General features: G+C 70.2%; 17 protein-coding genes. 10 read left to right on the top strand and 7 right to left on the bottom strand.

Translation table 11 applies throughout. The features are described 5' to 3' along the window. Nucleotides 1-46: 46 nt before the first annotated feature. The 5 genes from DFR69_RS09385 to DFR69_RS09365 all read right to left on the bottom strand — a co-directional run bounded on the left by DFR69_RS09385 (nt 47) and on the right by DFR69_RS09365 (nt 4,965). The gene (locus DFR69_RS09385; protein ID WP_261774597.1) at nt 47-1,729 is read right to left on the bottom strand and encodes a serine/threonine-protein kinase; all 1,683 of its coding nucleotides are present in this window, start codon (nt 1,727-1,729) and stop codon (nt 47-49) included. 56 nt (nt 1,730-1,785) lie between these two features. Further along, a complete protein-coding gene (locus DFR69_RS09380) occupies nt 1,786-2,304 on the bottom strand; it encodes a hypothetical protein (protein ID WP_110037093.1) in 519 nt (172 codons plus the stop codon). Continuing rightward, entirely contained in the window at nt 2,301-3,644 is a 1,344-nt protein-coding gene (locus tag DFR69_RS09375) for a WXG100 family type VII secretion target (protein ID WP_110037092.1), read from the bottom strand. The genes DFR69_RS09380 and DFR69_RS09375 overlap by 4 nt, the downstream gene beginning before the upstream one ends. Next, nucleotides 3,644-3,958: a hypothetical protein gene (locus tag DFR69_RS09370; protein ID WP_110037091.1), complete on the bottom strand. Its 315-nt coding sequence runs from the start codon at nt 3,956-3,958 to the stop codon at nt 3,644-3,646. The genes DFR69_RS09375 and DFR69_RS09370 overlap by 1 nt, the downstream gene beginning before the upstream one ends. Nucleotides 3,959-4,107: 149 nt before the next feature. After that, nucleotides 4,108-4,965, bottom strand: a complete 858-nt coding sequence (locus tag DFR69_RS09365; RefSeq protein ID WP_110037090.1) for an alpha/beta hydrolase — start codon at nt 4,963-4,965, stop codon at nt 4,108-4,110. Between the two features lie 84 nt (nt 4,966-5,049). Here DFR69_RS09365 and glmS point away from each other — a divergent pair, with 84 nt between their 5' ends. Continuing rightward, a complete protein-coding gene (gene glmS, locus DFR69_RS09360) occupies nt 5,050-6,930 on the top strand; it encodes a glutamine--fructose-6-phosphate transaminase (isomerizing) (protein ID WP_110037089.1) in 1,881 nt (626 codons plus the stop codon). Between the two features lie 3 nt (nt 6,931-6,933). On the opposite strand, the gene DFR69_RS09355 is transcribed toward glmS, so the two are convergent. Beyond that, entirely contained in the window at nt 6,934-7,359 is a 426-nt protein-coding gene (locus DFR69_RS09355; RefSeq protein WP_110037088.1) for a cupredoxin domain-containing protein, read from the bottom strand. A 70-nt stretch (nt 7,360-7,429) separates the two neighbouring features. Here DFR69_RS09355 and DFR69_RS09350 point away from each other — a divergent pair, with 70 nt between their 5' ends. From DFR69_RS09350 to tsaD, 8 genes are all read left to right on the top strand, one after another. After that, nucleotides 7,430-8,869, top strand: coding sequence for an NAD(P)H-hydrate dehydratase (locus DFR69_RS09350; RefSeq protein WP_110037087.1), 1,440 nt, complete (start codon nt 7,430-7,432; stop codon nt 8,867-8,869). Beyond that, a complete protein-coding gene (locus tag DFR69_RS34380; RefSeq protein ID WP_167456206.1) occupies nt 8,850-8,999 on the top strand; it encodes a hypothetical protein in 150 nt (49 codons plus the stop codon). Before DFR69_RS09350 ends, DFR69_RS34380 begins: the two co-directional genes overlap by 20 nt. 223 nt (nt 9,000-9,222) lie before the next feature. Then, a complete protein-coding gene (gene alr, locus DFR69_RS09345; protein WP_244198211.1) occupies nt 9,223-10,359 on the top strand; it encodes an alanine racemase in 1,137 nt (378 codons plus the stop codon). Continuing rightward, the gene (locus DFR69_RS09340) at nt 10,356-11,435 is read left to right on the top strand and encodes an alpha/beta fold hydrolase (RefSeq protein ID WP_110037530.1); all 1,080 of its coding nucleotides are present in this window, start codon (nt 10,356-10,358) and stop codon (nt 11,433-11,435) included. Before alr ends, DFR69_RS09340 begins: the two co-directional genes overlap by 4 nt. Beyond that, nucleotides 11,428-11,883: a tRNA (adenosine(37)-N6)-threonylcarbamoyltransferase complex ATPase subunit type 1 TsaE gene (gene tsaE / locus DFR69_RS09335; protein WP_110037086.1), complete on the top strand. Its 456-nt coding sequence runs from the start codon at nt 11,428-11,430 to the stop codon at nt 11,881-11,883. The genes DFR69_RS09340 and tsaE overlap by 8 nt, the downstream gene beginning before the upstream one ends. Nucleotides 11,884-11,948: 65 nt before the next feature. Further along, on the top strand, nt 11,949-12,641 hold the full coding sequence (gene tsaB / locus DFR69_RS09330; RefSeq protein WP_110037085.1) for a tRNA (adenosine(37)-N6)-threonylcarbamoyltransferase complex dimerization subunit type 1 TsaB: 693 nt from the start codon (nt 11,949-11,951) through the stop codon (nt 12,639-12,641). 29 nt (nt 12,642-12,670) lie between these two features. Further along, on the top strand, nt 12,671-13,165 hold the full coding sequence (gene rimI, locus DFR69_RS09325) for a ribosomal protein S18-alanine N-acetyltransferase (RefSeq protein ID WP_110037529.1): 495 nt from the start codon (nt 12,671-12,673) through the stop codon (nt 13,163-13,165). Further along, nucleotides 13,162-14,208: a tRNA (adenosine(37)-N6)-threonylcarbamoyltransferase complex transferase subunit TsaD gene (gene tsaD, locus DFR69_RS09320; protein ID WP_110037084.1), complete on the top strand. Its 1,047-nt coding sequence runs from the start codon at nt 13,162-13,164 to the stop codon at nt 14,206-14,208. Before rimI ends, tsaD begins: the two co-directional genes overlap by 4 nt. Nucleotide 14,209: 1 nt before the next feature. Here tsaD and DFR69_RS09315 read toward each other — a convergent pair whose 3' ends face one another. After that, nucleotides 14,210-15,712 carry a DUF7159 family protein gene (locus tag DFR69_RS09315; RefSeq protein ID WP_110037528.1) on the bottom strand — a complete coding sequence of 501 codons (1,503 nt, stop codon included), beginning with the start codon at nt 15,710-15,712 and terminating at the stop codon, nt 14,210-14,212. A 360-nt stretch (nt 15,713-16,072) separates the two neighbouring features. Between DFR69_RS09315 and groES the strand changes: the two genes are divergently transcribed. Further along, nucleotides 16,073-16,372 carry a co-chaperone GroES gene (gene groES / locus DFR69_RS09310; protein ID WP_110037083.1) on the top strand — a complete coding sequence of 100 codons (300 nt, stop codon included), beginning with the start codon at nt 16,073-16,075 and terminating at the stop codon, nt 16,370-16,372. Nucleotides 16,373-16,500: the final 128 nt, after the last annotated feature.

The following is a 16,500-nucleotide window of genomic DNA, read 5'->3' as shown; positions in this document are numbered from 1 at the left end:
GCGCCGACTACCGCTCCTCTTCGCGAGAGGCTACAGCCGTCGCACTCTACGTTCGACGGCTGAGCGACATTCGGCCGACAGCAGCCGTGGTGGCGATGATCGCGAGCGAGATCGACACCCACATGATCAGTGCGCTCTCGGTTTGGGCGTGCATGATCGGGACGGCGAGGGCGATCGCCGCGAGTCCGGTGCCGATGAGCCAGGCGGTCGGGGTGTCGGTCTTCGCGGGGGTCGGGGTTCGCGCGAGGACCAGGATCAGGGCCAGCAGGGTCAGTGGTGGCACCGTGAACTCGAGGGGGTGGGTTCCCGACCACAGGTCCCACCAGCCTCCGCCGTACAGCCGGTGGATGAGCGCGATCGCCGCGATCATCAGGATGGGGGCTGCGGAGAGCGTGGCCGCCAGCTGCGGATCAGGCCTTCTCGGAGCAGAATTGGAGATGATGGTTAGTAGCTGCCCTATGGCGATCGCGCCTGCAGTGACAGTCACGGTGGCGATCGCCGACTTCACCAACGTGGGACCCATGGCCAGTGTCAACGGGCTGCCGATCAGGGCAATCCCCAGTGCGGTCACGCAGACGGTCCGCGGGTCCAACAGACGGCCCACCAGCGGTGCGAGGCATATCGAGCCGAGAATCAAGGTCACCAACGCGCCGCCGGAGATCTGCTCGGCGACGAACATCGACCAGTAGTCCATGCCACGCGTGCTGAGCGCGAGGGAGAAGAACGCGCACCACAGTGCGATCAACAGGGGCGCACGACCGGTCGACGGCGCAGGAGGTCGCGGTCGCATCGGCATGGCGGGCACCTGATGGTGGCCCGGCGGGGCGACGGCGGCCGGAGCGTTCACCGGCGCCCACGCGGGAGCCGGAGCCGGGCCGCCCATCGGCGCGACGAGACTCGCACGCAGTGCTTGCTCCGCTGCCTGCGCGAATTGGGTGCAGGAACGGAATCGCTGATCAGGATTCTTGGCCATCGCCCGCTGGACCACCAGGTCGAGTCCACGGGGCAAGCCGGGCCGTCGTTCCGAGAGGAGCGGCGCGGGTGCGGACATGTGCGCGCCGATGACCGCGACCGGGTTGGTCGCGGTGAACGGAGCCGTACCGGTGAGGAGTGTGAAAAGTGTGCAGGCCAAAGAGTATTGGTCACTGCGATGATCGAGGATGCCGCCGGAGAGTTGTTCAGGCGAGGCGTAGGCGAGCGTCGCGGTGAACGTGCCGGTCTGGGTGAGGCCGTTGACATCGTCGCGGAGCCGCGCAATGCCGAAGTCCGCGAGGAGCACACGTTCGGGTTGGTGGGGTTCCGGGCTGGACAGCAGGATGTTGGCCGGTTTCACATCCCGGTGCAGGATGCCGCGACCGTGGGCGAAATCCAGGGCGGCCGCGACATCGCCGATGATGCGCACGGCCCTGGCCGGATCCATCACGCCGTGCGTTCCCGCGTCGGCACCCGCGACATATTGCATGGCGATCCAGAGGTTGTTTCCCTCGAGCCCGCGGTCCTGCACGGCGACGATGTTCGGGTGATCGAGCCGGGCTACGAGATCGGCCTCGCGTTCGAACCGCTGGCGAATCTCGTTGTCGCCCAGTAGTTCCGAGTTGAGAATCTTCAGAGCGACGTGGCGTGGCAGCCGCGGATGTCTAGCCAGGTACACCGTACCCATCCCGCCCCGGCCGAGGACCCGCTCGATCCCGTAGCCGGCGAAGGTCGCCGACGTCCCCCAGGTGTCCACTGTGATCCTTGTCTGTGTCGATCGCGGTCTGTCCCGATGGTCGGGCGCCTGAGTGCTCAGCCGAACCAGTTCCGGCCGCGGAAGTATTCGCTCTCTTGGTCGTAGCCGTCGTAGTCGATCGGCTCGACGCGTTCGGCAGCTCGGCGCGCGGCGGCCGAACGAGCGATCGCTTCGCGTGCCTCGCGCAGTTGGTCTTCGTGGAGGGCGGTCGCGTTGTCGGCGGGTGGCCACTGCTGTTGCGTGGTGAGGGCGGGGCGTTGCACAGCCGCTTGCTCCTCGGCGATCGCTCTGGCGCGCTCGGCGGCCACACGTGCCATCGCTTCGCGTTGCTGGTCCTCGCGGCGCACAGCGTCCAGGTCGATGGTCGGTTGCGGCTCAGTCGGCGGCTCCTGCGCGCCGATGGCCTGCTGTGGCGCCTGTTGCTCGGCGGCCCGCTGCTCGGCATCCCGTGCCGCTGCCAGGAGCGCATCGCCCTTGGCTTGCAGGCGAGCTCGTTCGTCTTCGAACTCGGTGCGCAGCATGCGGACCCGGCGCAGATGCTCGGCGACCAGATCCTCGATGGGGGAGTAGCTCACAGCGGACCTGCCTCAGCCAGTTGGGCGCCGGTGTCGGGCACTTCAGGTTGGGGGACTGTCGCCAGGTGCTCGGTGTCGGTGGCCTGGGCCGGGTTGGCGGCGGCGGGGACACCTCCCGGCTGAGCGGGGGCGGTCTCCGGGACAGTCGCGGGCGCTTCCTCGGTCACGGGCGCTTGCTCGGTCGTAGGCGTGGCCGGCTCGGTGGGTGCGCTCGGTGCCGGTTCCGTCGCCGCCGCCGCGTCGCTGATCACCGGGATGCCGTTCTCGTTCAACGTGAGACCGTATTCGTGGGCGGTGCCCGCGGAGTCGGTGGTGGTGAGGGTGAGTCCGTTGTCCCCGTTCGCCAAGCTGAGCGTGGTGCCCGCGATGTTGAACTCGGCGGTTCCCGTTCCGTTGAACAGGTTGCTCAACTGTTCGACCCCGCTGGTGATGGAGGTGCCGAGCGAGCTCAAGCCGGTGCCGATCGATTCGGCGATCGATTCGGCCGATGTGCCCGATCCTGAGGTGAGGCTGGATAATTCGCTGACCACCGAGCTCAGGGTGGACAGGCCGCTCGAGACGGTCGACAGCAAGCTGCTCAGGTCGGTGGACGAGTTGTCGTCGGTGTCGTCGTCATCATCCCGAGAAGTCTCTTTGCACACTTCTTCGAAGTGCAGAACGGTCGCCTCGACCCCCGGAACGAAAACGTCGCGCAGGAATCTCATCTGGTAGTCGACGTCTTTGGCAGTATTGACGCAGTTCGTGATCGTGGTGACGCCGAATTGATTGCTGCCAGGGTCGTCCAGGTGGAAGTCTGCAGTCCCCCGTGGACGCCAGTACCCTTTGACGTCAGTAGCCTTCTCGGTCACGATATTCCGGAGCGCGGTGGCCAGTTCTCCGATCTCGCGCGCGGCGTTATTCGCGTTGTTGTAGTCGTCGGTCGCGCGACGGACCTGTTCGTTCACCATCGTCAATGCGGCATCGCCGGCATCGCCTTGCCAGACCAGTTGCAAAGCATTGCGTTGTGCCTCTTGCTTCTGAAGCTCTGTGAGCAATGCGGGAAGTGTAGTCTTGAGGGTCGCTGCCATCCTGTCGATCGCATCGATGTCCATGCCCTCTTCTGCGTCGTACAGGGCGCACAACTGGTAGTAATCGCGGTTTGCGATATCGGCGCGACCGAGCTGGTGTTCATCGAAGCAGCGCTTGTAGAGCGGTAGGTAGTACTTGAAGTATTCGAGACCGTTCACGCCCTCGGAGAGGATCTTGTCGGCATTTCCCACCGAGCCTGAGACGTTGTGCTCCCAGTCGGTATTGACCTCGCCGTCTTTGACAACACCCGTCTCATCGGCGGTCCAGCCCATCAGAGACTCACCCCAACAGCGGTGATCTTCGTGACGTTCGCATCATCCACCGAGGCGTACGTGTTCGCGCTGGTGGTGTACGCGCTCCCCGTCTTGGTCATGGCCGTCTCCCAATGAGTCAGCCACGCACCGATGTTCACGATCTCGGCACCGAACTTCGTGCCCTCGTCTCCGTAGGCCCGCCCCGCCTGCGCGGCGGTGAACGACCACCCCTTGATGTCCTTGTTCAGGGTCTTGATCTTGTCCCCTGAACTGGTCAGATTCCCCCCGAGTTTGCGTAGCTGCGTCGGATCGACCGTCACGTGACCGCCCATCGGAACCCCTCCCCTTCGTCTCGCTCACCGCATAGCGTGGGCTACATACTAGGCAGGGGTGCGATCGGCCGCACCTACGGCCGCAAGCGGTTCAGGTAGGCCGACGAATGCGTCGAGCGTTGCGCTGGCGGGGGAACATTCGTGCGTGATCAGCCCCGGATGAGTTTGGCGACGGTGCCGAGGGAGAGTTTCGGGGTGGCTTCTTCGACCGGGGCCGTCGGGTCGACCAGGGTGGTGTGGGGGATGGTCGATTCGGGGTCGGTGAAGGGGGCGTAGGTCTTGTCGGCGGTGAGGGTGTGGAGGAGGTAGCCGGTGAGGACCGCGCGGGTGGTCTTCTCGGTTTTGTGTTCGTAGCGGCCCGCGCCGAGGGCGGCGAAGAGGCGGCGGCCCTCGATGATGCCGGTGTGGGTGGCGCCGTCGACGGTGCGCAGGAGCGAGGGGCCGGACCAGGCGGTGGCGAGGGCGCGCGCGTTGGAGTTGGTGGAGTCGAGGTCGAGCTCGCCGGCCAGGATGAGGCCGGGGGTGTCGAGGTCGGCGGCGATGTTCTCCGCGGCGGGGGAGGTGGGGGCGGGGAACAGGGCGGTGACGGCGGCGACGCGGCGCTGGGCGGCCGCGATGACCGCGGCGCCGGCGCCCATGCCGTGGCCGGCCAGGGCGAGGCGGTCGGGGTGCACGCTGATCGTGCCGTCGCCGAGGCGCACCTTGCTGACGATGTCGAGCGTGGTGAGCAGGTCGCTGGCGAGGTCTAGGTGCGAGGGGATCGGGCCGCGCTCGGTGTCGGGGGCGGCGACGACGAAACCCCAGGACGCGACGTGTTCGAGCAGGCTCTTGTAGTTCTCCGAGCTGGTCAGCCAGCCGTGCGCGAACGCGACGGCGGGCAGATTCGACCCGGATTCGGGCGTGTACACCACGCCCGGCTGGCCAGCGATCCCCAGATTTCCGCGCAGCACCCGGTGGGGACCACGCACGGACAGGGCGCTGAGGAGCGACTTCACCGACACCGACACGGAGAGAAGGGTATCGGATCGGTTCGCCGCGGACACCTACACCGCCCCGGCGAGATCCAGCCCATATCGCTAGGCTGGACCACCATGTGCGGAATCGTGGGCTACGTCGGGTACCGGGACGCGCTCGGCGTTGTCGTCGACGCGTTGCGACGCATGGAGTATCGCGGATACGACTCGGCGGGGGTCGCGATCCTCGACGGGAACGGGTCGATCGCGATCGAGCGCAAGGCGGGCAAGCTCGCCAATCTGGAAGCGGAGCTGGACGCGGCCGGGGCCGACCGGTTCGCGGGCACCAGCGGCATGGGACACACCCGGTGGGCCACCCACGGCGCGCCGACCGACCGGAACGCGCACCCGCACCGGGACGCGAGCGGCAAGCTGGCCGTCGTCCACAACGGCATCATCGAGAACTTCGCGCCGCTGCGCCGTGAGCTCGAGGACGCCGGGGTCGAGCTGCTCAGCGACACCGACACCGAGGTCGCGGTGCATCTGGTCGCGCGCGCCTACGCCGAAGGGCCCACCGCGGGCGACTTCACGGCGAGCGCGCTGGCCGTGCTGCAGCGGCTCGAGGGCGCGTTCACGCTGGTCTTCACCCACGCCGATCACCCGGGCACGATCGTCGCGGCGCGGCAGTCGACGCCGCTGGTCGTCGGGGTCGGGCAGGGCGAGATGTTCATCGCCTCCGATGTCACCGCGTTCATCGAGCACACCCGTGAGGCGGTCGAGCTCGGGCAGAACCAGGCCGTGGTGATCACCGCCGACGGGTACACCGTCACCGATTTCGCGGGCAACACCGAGGGCGTGGTCACCAGGCCGTTCACCATCGACTGGGACCTCGCCGCCGCCGAGAAGGGCGGCCACGACTACTTCATGCTCAAGGAGATCGAGGAGCAGCCGTCCGCGGTCGCCGACACGCTGATCGGGCATTTCGTCGTCGACGAGAACGGCGGCCGGATCGTGCTCGACGAGCAGCGCCTCGCCGATCAGGAACTGCGCGAGTTCGACAAGGTCTTCGTCGTGGCCTGCGGCAGCTCCTACCACGCGGGTCTGCTCGCCAAGTACGCGATCGAGCACTGGACCAGGGTGCCGGTGGAGGTCGAACTCGCCAGCGAGTTCCGCTACCGCGACCCGGTGCTGGACCGGTCGACGCTGGTCGTGGCCATCTCGCAGTCCGGTGAGACCGCTGACACGCTCGAAGCGGTGCGCCACGCCAAGGAGCAGAAGGCGCGCGTGCTCGCGATCTGCAACACCAACGGCGCGCAGATCCCGCGCGAGTCCGACGCGGTGATCTACACCAGGACCGGCCCGGAGATCGGCGTCGCCTCGACCAAGGCGTTCCTCGCGCAGGTGGCGGCGAACTTCCTGGTGGGTCTGGCGCTGGCGCAGGCGCGCGGGGTGAAGTACCCCGACGAGGTGGCCCGCGAGTTCGCCGAGCTCGAGGCCATGCCGAAGCTGATCGCGCGGGTGCTGGAGACCGGTTCGCAGGTGCGTGCCATCGCGCGCGAGCTGGCGCACGTGCCGACGGTGCTGTTCCTCGGCCGTCATGTCGGCTACCCGGTGGCGCTCGAGGGCGCGCTCAAGCTCAAGGAACTGGCGTACATGCACGCCGAGGGCTTCGCGGCCGGTGAGCTCAAGCACGGCCCGATCGCGCTGATCGAGGAGGGCCTGCCGGTGATCGTGGTGATGCCCTCGCCGAAGGGCAGGCCGGTGCTGCACTCGAAGCTGCTCAGCAACATCCGCGAGATCCAGGCGCGCGGCGCGCGGACCATCGTGATCGCCGAGGAGGGTGACGAGACGGTGCGCCCGTTCGCCGACGACCTCATCGAGATCCCGGCCGCGCCGACGTTGTACCAGCCGCTGCTGTCGACGGTGCCGCTGCAGATCTTCGCCGCCGAGGTGGCGCAGGCCCGCGGCTACGACGTCGACAAGCCGCGCAACCTGGCCAAGTCGGTCACCGTCGAGTAGGTCTCACTCGACGGTGATGGTGCCGCGCATGTCGGGGTGCAGGCTGCACAGGTAGCGGTAGGTGCCGGGCTGGGTGAAGGTGTAGGACCATTCGCCCTTGTCGATGATGGGGCTGTTGATGCCCATCGCCTTGTCGCCGATGCCCTGCACGTTGTGCGGGGCCTTGTCGGAGAACTTCCAGGTGACGGTCTGGCCGACCTTGATGGTGGCGTCGGCGGGGGAGTACTTCATGTCCGACACCTCGACCGTGAGGTTGGTCGGCTTGTGCTCGGTCTGCGTGGTCGTGGTGCTGACCGGGCGCGGCTTGCGGGTGGTGGTGGACGCGGCGTTGTCCGCGTCGCCGGAGCAGCCGGCGGCGAACAGGGTGGCGGCCACGACGAATCCGGCGAGAACCCGGGCGGATGCGGCGCGGTGACGAACCATCGACATGGGTGTGGAGCGTAGTCTGCCAACGATCGCGGGCCGGTCGTGGCCCGCGCCGGGGACCCGGGAGGCGACGATGTCGGATCGGCGCGGCTACTACACCGCCGACGAGGTACGGGCGGCCGAGGCGGAACTGTTCACCCGCGTGCCCGCGGGGCTGCCGATGCGGCGAGCCGCGTACGGGCTGGCCACGGTGGTGGCCGACGAATTGCGTTCGGCCACCGGCGGGGTGGTCGGCCGGGCGGTGGGCCTGCTGGTCGGCTCCGGCGACAACGGCGGCGACGCGCTGTGGGCGGGGTCGATGCTGGCGCGGCGCGGGGTGGCGGTATCCGCGGTGCTGCTGAATCCCGAACGCGCGCATCGGGAAGGGCTGGCGGCGCTGCGCAAGTGTGGCGGGCGGGTCGTCGAGCGGCTGGGCGCGGTGGACCTGGTGATCGATGGGATCGTGGGGATCTCCGGTCACGGGCCGCTGCGGCTCGAGGCCGCGGATCACGTTGCGGCGGTGGATGTCCCGATCATCGCGGCGGATCTGCCCAGTGGCGTCGACCCGGACACCGGGGCGGTGTCCGGGCCCGCCGTGCGGGCCGAGGTGACGGTGGCGTTCGGCGCGTACAAGCCGGTGCACGCCTTGGCGACACCGCACTGCGGGCGAATCGTGCTGGTGCCGATCGGTTTACAGCTGCCGGAGCCGGAGCTGGCCCAGCTCGAGCCCGCGGCGATCGGGGCGCAGTGGCCGGTTCCGCGCGCCTCGGACGACAAGTACTCCCAGGGCGTGGTCGGGGTGTGCGCGGGCAGTGCGAAGTATCCCGGCGCGGGTGTGCTGAGCACCGGGGCGGCGGTGGCGGCGACCTCCGGGATGGTGCGGTACGTGGGCGACGACGCCGAGGTGCTCGCGAAACTCCCCGAAGTGGTTGCCAGCCGGACGTTCTCGGACGCCGGTCGGGTGCAGGCGTGGGTGTTCGGGCCGGGCGCGGGCACCGACTCGGCGGCCCGCGATCGGCTCGCGGAAGTGCTCGGCACCGAGCTGCCGGTGGTGGTCGACGCCGACGGGCTCACGCTGCTCGCGGCCGAACCGGGACTCGTCCGCGGCCGCACCGCACCGACGGTGCTGACCCCGCACGCCGGGGAGTTCGCGCGGCTCACCGGCGCCGACCCGGGGCCGGACCGGGTGGCCGCGGTCCGCGCGCTCGCCGACGACTGGCAGGTGACCGTGCTGCTCAAGGGGCGCGCGACGATCATCGCCGCGCCGGGGGAGCCGACGCTGGTCAACGACGCGCGAGGATCGTGGGCAGCCACCGCGGGCTCGGGTGACGTGCTGTCGGGCATCCTCGGGGCGCTGCTCGCGGCGGGTCGCACGTCGGCATGGTCGGCCGCTGCGGCCGCCCGGGTCCACGCCTTGGCGGCCAACCTCGCCGCATACGAGGGCGAACCCGCCGCCGCGCCGATCTCCGCTTCCCCATTGCTCGCCCACATCCGGTCGGCTGTCCGTGTCCTTCGTGAGCTCGCCGAGGCCTGACTGGCTGGTGGGTCCGAGCCTGGCCGCCGACCTCGCCGCTTACGTGGGCGAGCCGGCCGCCGCGCCCATCTCGGCGTCGCCCTTGCTCGCCCACATCCGGCCCGTCGTCCGCGATCTCGCCAAGGCGTGACGGGCTGCGCTGAGCGACCCGACTCATGGCCACACTCGCACCCCTCCCGGTCCGCGCTGGGGGCCCAGCGCGGCCGACCCGTACCGGCCGCTTCCGCGGATTTTTTGGCCGATCCACTGATCCCGGCCGGGCTCCGCGGCAGGCCGTATCGGCGTCCTCGCACCCGCGCACAGGGCCGACCCGCGCCGACCCAGGTACCGGGAAGGGCGCGGGTCCTGGCAGGATCTATGCCGTGAACGCGCAAGTGGAAACCGTCATCGACCTGGATGCCATTGCCCACAACGTGCGCGTGCTGCGGGAGTTCGCGCAGGGCGCCGGGGTGATGGCGGTGGTCAAGGCCGACGGCTACAACCACGGCGCGGTCGAGGTGGCGCGGGCCGCGCTGGGGGCCGGGGCCGCCGAGCTCGGGGTCACCACCGTCGCCGAGGCGCTGGCCCTGCGCGCCGCCGGGATCACCGCGCCGATCCTGTGCTGGCTCAACACCGTCGACGCCGACTACGCCGCCGCGATCGCCGCGGACATCGAGATCGGGGTGTCCTCGCTCACGCAGCTGCGCGCGGTCGAGCGCGGCGCCAGGACGAGCGGCACCACCGCGACCGTCTCGCTCAAGGTCGACACCGGCCTGAACCGCAACGGGGTCTCGGTCGAGGAATACCCGCAGGTCCTGCGGGCGCTGCGCGCGCTGGTCGACGAGCAGGTCGTGCGTTTCCGGGCGATCTTCTCCCACCTCGCGCACGCCGACGAGCCGGAACACCCGATGCTGGACCGGCAGCGGGAGCGGTTCGTCGAGGCGATCGCACAGGCCAAGGAGCACGGCCTGGAACCCGAGCAGGTCCACTTGGCCAACTCCGCGGCCACGCTCACCCGACCAGACCTGCACTTCGATCTGGTGCGCCCTGGCATCGCCGTCTACGGGCTGTCGCCGATCCCCGAGCTGGGCGAATTCGGGCTGCGGCCGGCGATGACGCTGCAGGCCGAGGTCACCCTGGTGAAGTCGGTCGCCGCCGGGCAGGGCGTGTCGTACGGGCACCGCTGGATCGCGCCGCGCGACACCACCGTGGCGCTGGTCCCCGCGGGCTACGCCGACGGTGTGTTCCGTTCGCTCAGTGGACGTTTCGAGGTGTGGCTGGGCGGCACCAGGCACCGCAACGTCGGCCGGGTGTGCATGGACCAGTTCATGGTCGACCTCGGCGACAACGTCGGCGGCGTGCGCCCCGGCGACAAGGCGGTGCTCTTCGGCGGCGGCGCCGGCCACCCCCGCGCGCTCGACTGGGCCCGGCTGCTCGACACCATCGACTACGAGATCGTGTGCTCGCCCCGTGGCCGCGCGGTCCGCCGCTATGTGGGGGCCGGCCGATGAGGCGTGCGAAGGTGCTCCGGCGCGGCGGGCTGGCCACCGCGGGCGTGCTCGGCGCGCTGGCGGTGACCCACACGCTGCGCCGGATGGGTGCGCGGGTGCTCTGGCCCGCCGAGCGAGACGAGTACCGCGACGAGAACTTCGCGCTGATCGACGAGGACCAGCCGGGTGTGGTGTTCGCCGACGACGGTGTGTCGCTGGCCACCCGCACCTACGGCACCGATGCCGCCGAGCTGACGATCGTGTTCGTGCACGGCTTCTGCAACAGCATGGAGTCGTTCCACTTCCAGCGCCGCGACCTCGCCGCGCGCTACGGCGACCGGATCCGGATGGTCTTGTTCGACCAGCGCGGGCACGGCCGCTCCGGCACCCCGACCACCGACAGCTGCACGGTGCAGCAGCTCGGCCACGACGTCGCCGCCGTGCTGCGTGAATGCGCGCCGCGCGGGCCGGTGGTGCTGATCGGGCACTCGCTGGGCGGGATGGCCGTGCTGGCCGCCGCCGCGCGGTTCCCGGAACTGTTCGCCGCCCGCGTGGTCGGCGTCGGGCTGTTCTGCACCACGGCGGCCGAGGTGACCTCGGCCGGGCTCCCGCAGCTGCTGCGCAACCCCGCGATCGACGGCTTCCGGCTCGCGGCGCGTACGGCGCCCGCCGTCGTGCAGGTGAGCCGCAGCGCCAGCAAACAGATCGTGACGCCGTTCCTGCACGTGAGCTCGTTCCACGGGCCGGTGAGCCCGACGCTGTCGCGGTTCACCACGATGATGATCGACCGCACCCCGGTCGCGACCATCGAGAAGTTCCTGAAAGCGATTGAGCTGCACGACGAGTCGGCCGCGCTCGCGGTGCTGGCCCCGCTGCCGGTGCTGATCCTCGGCGGCACGCACGACATGGTGATCCCGTTCCGCAACTCCCGCGCGCTGGCCGCCGCGCTGCCCGGCAGCGAACTGGTGCGGATGTCGGAGGCCGCGCACATGCCGCACCTGCAGTACCCGGAACGCACCCTCGACGCGGTGGAGCGGTTGCTCGCCCGTGCCGGTTTCGGCGACCCGCGCGCCGCGGAGGAGGTCATCGGTGGTTGAGCCACAGCAGCGCGTCCTGGCCACGGTCGAGGACACCGAGGCCTTCGGCCGCGAACTGGCCCGCAACCTGCGCGCGGGCGACCTGGTGGTGCTCGACGGCCCGCTCGGCGCCGGGAAGACCGCGCTGACCAGGGGAATCGCCGCCGGGCTCGGGGTCGAGGGGCGGGTCAGCTCGCCGACGTTCATCATCGCCAGGGCGCACCGCGCCGGGCAGCGGCCCGATGGTTCGCCGGGGGTGCCGCTGGTGCACGTCGACGCGTATCGGCTCGCCGGTGACCTGGACGAACTCGACGCCCTCGACCTCGACACCGACCTGCATCACGCGGTCGTCGTCGTGGAGTGGGGCAAGGGTGTCGTGGAACACCTCGCCGAGCGGCACCTGCGGGTGCGACTCGCCCGGGAGCCGGAATCCGATGTGCGCACGGCCATCTGGGAGTGGATCGAATAAGCCGCCGTGCCCGTGGCACAGTGGCGCGCCGAGCGCGGATACCACCCGGTATTGTTGAGACAATCATGCTCGTACTAGCAGTCGACACCGCGACGCCCGCCGTTACAGCGGGATTGGTGCACCTGTCACCTGCCGCCGACGCGGACGCCCGGCCCGCCGTGGCGACGCTCGCTGCCCGCGTGAAGGTCGACGCCCGCGCCCACGCCGAAGTGCTCACCCCGCAGATCCTGGAATGCCTCGCCGAAGCCGAGGTGCGCCGCGACGAACTCGACGCGCTGGTCGTGGGGATCGGGCCGGGCCCGTTCACCGGCCTCCGGGTCGGGATGGCCACCGCCGCCGCCTTCGGTGACGCGCTCGGGCTGCCCGTGCACGGCGTCTGCAGTCTCGACGCGATCGCCGCCGCGGCCGCGGGCGAACAGCGCGACCCGGGTGAGCTGCTCGTGGTCACCGACGCGCGCAGGCGCGAGGTCTACTGGGCCCGCTACCTGCACGGCGCCAGGGTCGCCGGTCCCGAGGTCTGCAAGCCCGCGGAGGTGCCGCTCGGCGACGCCGTGGCGATCGCCGGATCGGCCGCGCACGTGGACTACTTCGATCTGCCGGTACTGCCCGCCGAGACGCCCTCGCCCGCCGGTCTGGTGACCGTCGCCGCACCGGCGCTGCTCGCCGGGGTCGTGCCCGAGCCGCTGGTCCCGCTGTACCTGCGCAGGCCGGACGCGGTGGAGAACAGCTTCCGCACCCTCGACCGGACCGGAGCGTGAGCGCCGTGTCCGGATACCGGATCGCACCGATGACGGTGCTCGACATCGACCGCTGTGTCGAGCTCGAGCAGCTGCTGTTCCCCGAGGACGACCCCTGGCAGGCGGTGTCGTTCCGCTCCGAGCTGGCCGGCGCGCACAACCGCTACATCACCGCCCGCGACGCCGAGGGCAGGATGGTCGGCTACGCGGGCATCGCGCTGCTCGGTGACGCCGCCCATCCCGAGGCCGAGGTGCACACCATCGGCGTCGACCCGGAGTGCCATCGCGGCGGCGTCGGCACGTTGCTGCTGGAGGCGCTGCTCGCGACGGCGGCCGAGCGCGGCGGACCGGTGTTCCTCGAGGTGCGCACCGACAACGCGCCCGCCATCGCGCTCTACGCCAAGCACGGCTTCCACATCATCGGGCTGCGCAAGAACTACTACCACCCCAGCGGCGCCGACGCCTACACCATGCGGCGCCCGGAACTCACCGCCGCGGCCGACGAATGGGCCGCGCGCGACAGGCAGGACGAGGTGCTGTCGTGATCGTCATGGGCATCGAAAGCTCCTGCGACGAAACCGGAGTCGGCATCGTCCGGCGGCACGAGGACGGCACGCTCGAACTCCTCGCCGACGAGGTGGCCTCCAGCGTCGACCAGCACGCCCGCTTCGGCGGCGTGGTCCCCGAGATCGCCTCGCGCGCGCATCTCGAGGCGATCGTGCCCGCCATGCGCAGGGCGCTGGCCGCGGCCGGGATCAGCAAGCCCGACGCGCTCGCCGTCACCATCGGACCAGGCCTGGCCGGTGCGCTGCTGGTTGGCGTCGCCGCGGCCAAGGCCTACGCGGCGGCCTGGGACGTGCCGTTCTACGCGCTCAACCACCTCGGCGGGCACGTCGCGGTGGACACGCTCGAACACGGGCCGCTGCCGCCCGCGGTGGCGCTGCTGGTCTCCGGCGGCCACACCCACCTGCTGCGGGTCACCGACCTCGGGCAGCCGATCACCGAACTCGGCAGCACCGTCGACGACGCCGCGGGGGAGGCCTTCGACAAGGTCGCCCGGCTGCTCGGCCTCGGCTACCCCGGTGGTCCGTTCCTGGACGCGGCCGCCGCCGACGGCGACCCGAACGCGATCGCGTTCCCGCGCGGCATGACCGGTCCGCGCGACGCCCGCTACGACTTCTCCTTCTCCGGCCTCAAGACCGCGGTCGCCCGCTACGTGGAGGCCGCGCAGCGGCAGGGCATCGGCCCCGACCAGTTGCCGATTCCGGATATCGCCGCGTCCTTCCAGGAGGCGGTGGCCGATGTGCTCACCATGAAGGCCGTGCGCGCCGCGACCGACGAGGGGGTCGACACGATCGTCCTCGGCGGCGGCGCCACCGCCAACTCGCGCATCCGCTCGCTCGCCGAGGAGCGGTGTGCCGCGGCCGGATTGACCCTGCGCGTGCCCAAGCCGCGGCTGTGCACGGACAACGGGGTGATGATCGCGGCGCTCGGCGCGCATGTGATCGCGGCGGGCGCGCAGCCCGCGGAGCTGACGGTGGCCACCGATCCGGGTCTGCCGGTGTCGGTGAGCGCCCTGCGCGGCTAGGTCAATCGGCCAGCTGCAGGGGTGCCGAGTTCGGCACTGACGCGGCGGGCGGGATCGGCAGACCGCCGCGGGAGGGTCGCTGGGTGGGGGAGGTGTTCGGCGTCGAGGGACGCTGCTGGCCGCCCGCGGAGCCGCTGTTCAGCGGCCCCAGGGGCGACTCGGGGTACGGGATCTCCGGCAGATTCGGATCGGGCCGCAGGGAGGGCGCCGTCGACGAGGTCGGCCCGCTCGGGCTCGGTGTCGTCGTCGAGGGTGACGGTGTGGTGGATGGTTGCGTCGTCGGGGGAGTGGTCGCCGCCTCCGTGGTCGGCGGGGCGACGGTGACGCCGGTGCGGTCGCTGCTCTCCCGGTTCGACTGACTGGAGGGCGGCAGTTGCGGGACGACGGGCAGCGGCGGCTGCCGCACGGTGCTGCTGGTGCCCGCGGGCGTGACATCGGGGGTGTCGGGCGAGATGGCCTGCACGCCATAGCCGATCACCAGGCCGACGACCACGACGGCGCCGGCCAGCGTCCCGGCCACCTTGGTGAACGTGCCGTTCGGCGAGTCACCGAGGGCGGCGGCCTGTAACGCGGACGGCGCCGAGGCGTCGGCGACCAGCGCCGCGCCCTTGGCGATCACGGCCTCCGGATCGGGCACGGTGACCACGGGCACGTCGAGCCGGGCCTGCAGCGTGTCGACGACGGCGGGGATGTTGGCGCACCCACCGATCACCGCGACGGCCTCCGGATACTTCGGGGCACGGGTGAACACCGAGCCGGCGAACAGCGCGATGTTGCGCAGCAGCCCGCCGATGAGCTCCTCGAAGTCGGAGCGGGTGAGCTTGAGCGGCTGCCCGGCCACGTGGTCGATGGTGACCGCGGGCGCGACCGAGAGGTGTTCCTTGGCGGCCCTGCCCCGGTTGGTGAGGGTGCCGCGGTTGGGCCTGGTGCCGCGCCGGGCGTAGTGCAGGTCGACGAGGTGGTGGTAGATCAGCTCGTCGATGGCGTTGCCGCTCAGCGTCGGCGTGCGCTCGGTGTGCAGGATCGCGGTGTCGGCGAAGTCGACGACGCTGACGGTGAGGCCGGTCGCGCCCAGGTCGATGACGGCGACGGTGGAGTACCGGTCGAGCAGGCCGGTGTCGCGCAGATAGGTCATGGCGGCGGTGCCCTCGGGCACCAGCCGCAGATCACGATGCCGGGTGGTGGCCGCGCGGATGGCCTGCGCCTGTTCCCTGTTCCGGTAGGCGACGGCGACGCTGGTCGGCGGCCGCGAACGGGCTGCTTCGGCTCTGCGGTGCGCGCCGGAGTAGCGGCCGAGTGGTTCGCCGAGGCCCGCGCTCTGGGAGACGGGTAACTGGGTCGTCATCAGCTCGATCGAGGACGACACGAGATCGCCGAGATCGGAGTGTGCCGCGTCGGCGGACACGACCCGGTAGTCGAAGTGCTGCTCACCGGCGGGCCCGGTGGCGACCAGTGCTGAGCACACCACCTCGTTCCCGGCGGAGATGCCGAGGGATGTTCGCATGTTCACCTCCCTTCGAGCGGATGGTTCTGTGATGCCGACCATCTCGAATGGAACGTTGTACATATCCTTTCACAGCCTGTTATGCGAACGTTACAGATTTTGGCAGGCGAAGTGAAGATCACTGTCCAGTGTGGGCGTGTCGAAAACGCGACATTGGCAGAACCCGGCCTTGAGCGCTGGCACTCTCGCGTATAGAGTGCTAGTCGGCACTGTGTAGCTGTGCTTGTGCCATCGACTACTGGGCTTCGGGTCCCGGCACCCGCGACGACGGGGCTGACGCGCAGAGTCGCAAGCTGACCGAAACCCGGTCCGGGACAACAGTTCCGGACGACCGAATTCCCTGAAAGTGGAGGGCTCAACGTGGCGAGCGTGAACATCAAGCCGCTCGAGGACAAGATCCTCGTCCAGGCCAACGAGGCCGAGACGACGACGGCCTCCGGCCTGGTCATCCCGGACACGGCCAAGGAGAAGCCGCAGGAGGGCACCGTCATCGCCGTCGGCGAGGGCCGGATCACCGACAAGGGTGACCGCATCCCCGTCGACGTCAAGGAAGGCGACGTCGTCATCTACAGCAAGTACGGCGGCACCGAGATCAAGTACCAGGGTGGGGAGTACCTCATCCTCTCGGCGCGCGACATCCTGGCCGTCGTCACCAAGTAGGCCAACGCCGCATTCGCGTTCCGCCCCGGCGTCGTCCAGCGACCCGGGGCGGATTGCGTTCTCACCCGCGGCGTGAGCGTCAGGCCCCGGAGGCGGTAGCTTGCGTGACCACGTAGGGGCTGGGGAAC

It is taken from the genome of Nocardia neocaledoniensis, from assembly GCF_003182135.1.
In the GTDB taxonomy this organism is placed as follows: Bacteria; Actinomycetota; Actinomycetes; order Mycobacteriales; family Mycobacteriaceae; genus Nocardia; species Nocardia neocaledoniensis.
Note: the sequence above shows the minus strand (reverse complement) of the source record. Positions and strands in the feature narration are given on the sequence as shown.

Coding starts and splice junctions, on each gene's coding strand:
- tsaB (WP_110037085.1), top strand. CDS start 11,949: ATGCTCGTACTAGCAGTCGACACCGCGACGCCCGCCGTTACAGCGGGA.
- DFR69_RS09375 (WP_110037092.1), bottom strand. CDS start 3,644: ATGGGCTGGACCGCCGATGAGACGGGTGTTGTCAAAGACGGCGAGGTC.
- DFR69_RS09355 (WP_110037088.1), bottom strand. CDS start 7,359: ATGTCGATGGTTCGTCACCGCGCCGCATCCGCCCGGGTTCTCGCCGGA.
- DFR69_RS09350 (WP_110037087.1), top strand. CDS start 7,430: ATGTCGGATCGGCGCGGCTACTACACCGCCGACGAGGTACGGGCGGCC.
- glmS (WP_110037089.1), top strand. CDS start 5,050: ATGTGCGGAATCGTGGGCTACGTCGGGTACCGGGACGCGCTCGGCGTT.
- DFR69_RS09370 (WP_110037091.1), bottom strand. CDS start 3,958: ATGGGCGGTCACGTGACGGTCGATCCGACGCAGCTACGCAAACTCGGG.
- DFR69_RS09315 (WP_110037528.1), bottom strand. CDS start 15,712: ATGCGAACATCCCTCGGCATCTCCGCCGGGAACGAGGTGGTGTGCTCA.
- rimI (WP_110037529.1), top strand. CDS start 12,671: ATGACGGTGCTCGACATCGACCGCTGTGTCGAGCTCGAGCAGCTGCTG.
- DFR69_RS09340 (WP_110037530.1), top strand. CDS start 10,356: ATGAGGCGTGCGAAGGTGCTCCGGCGCGGCGGGCTGGCCACCGCGGGC.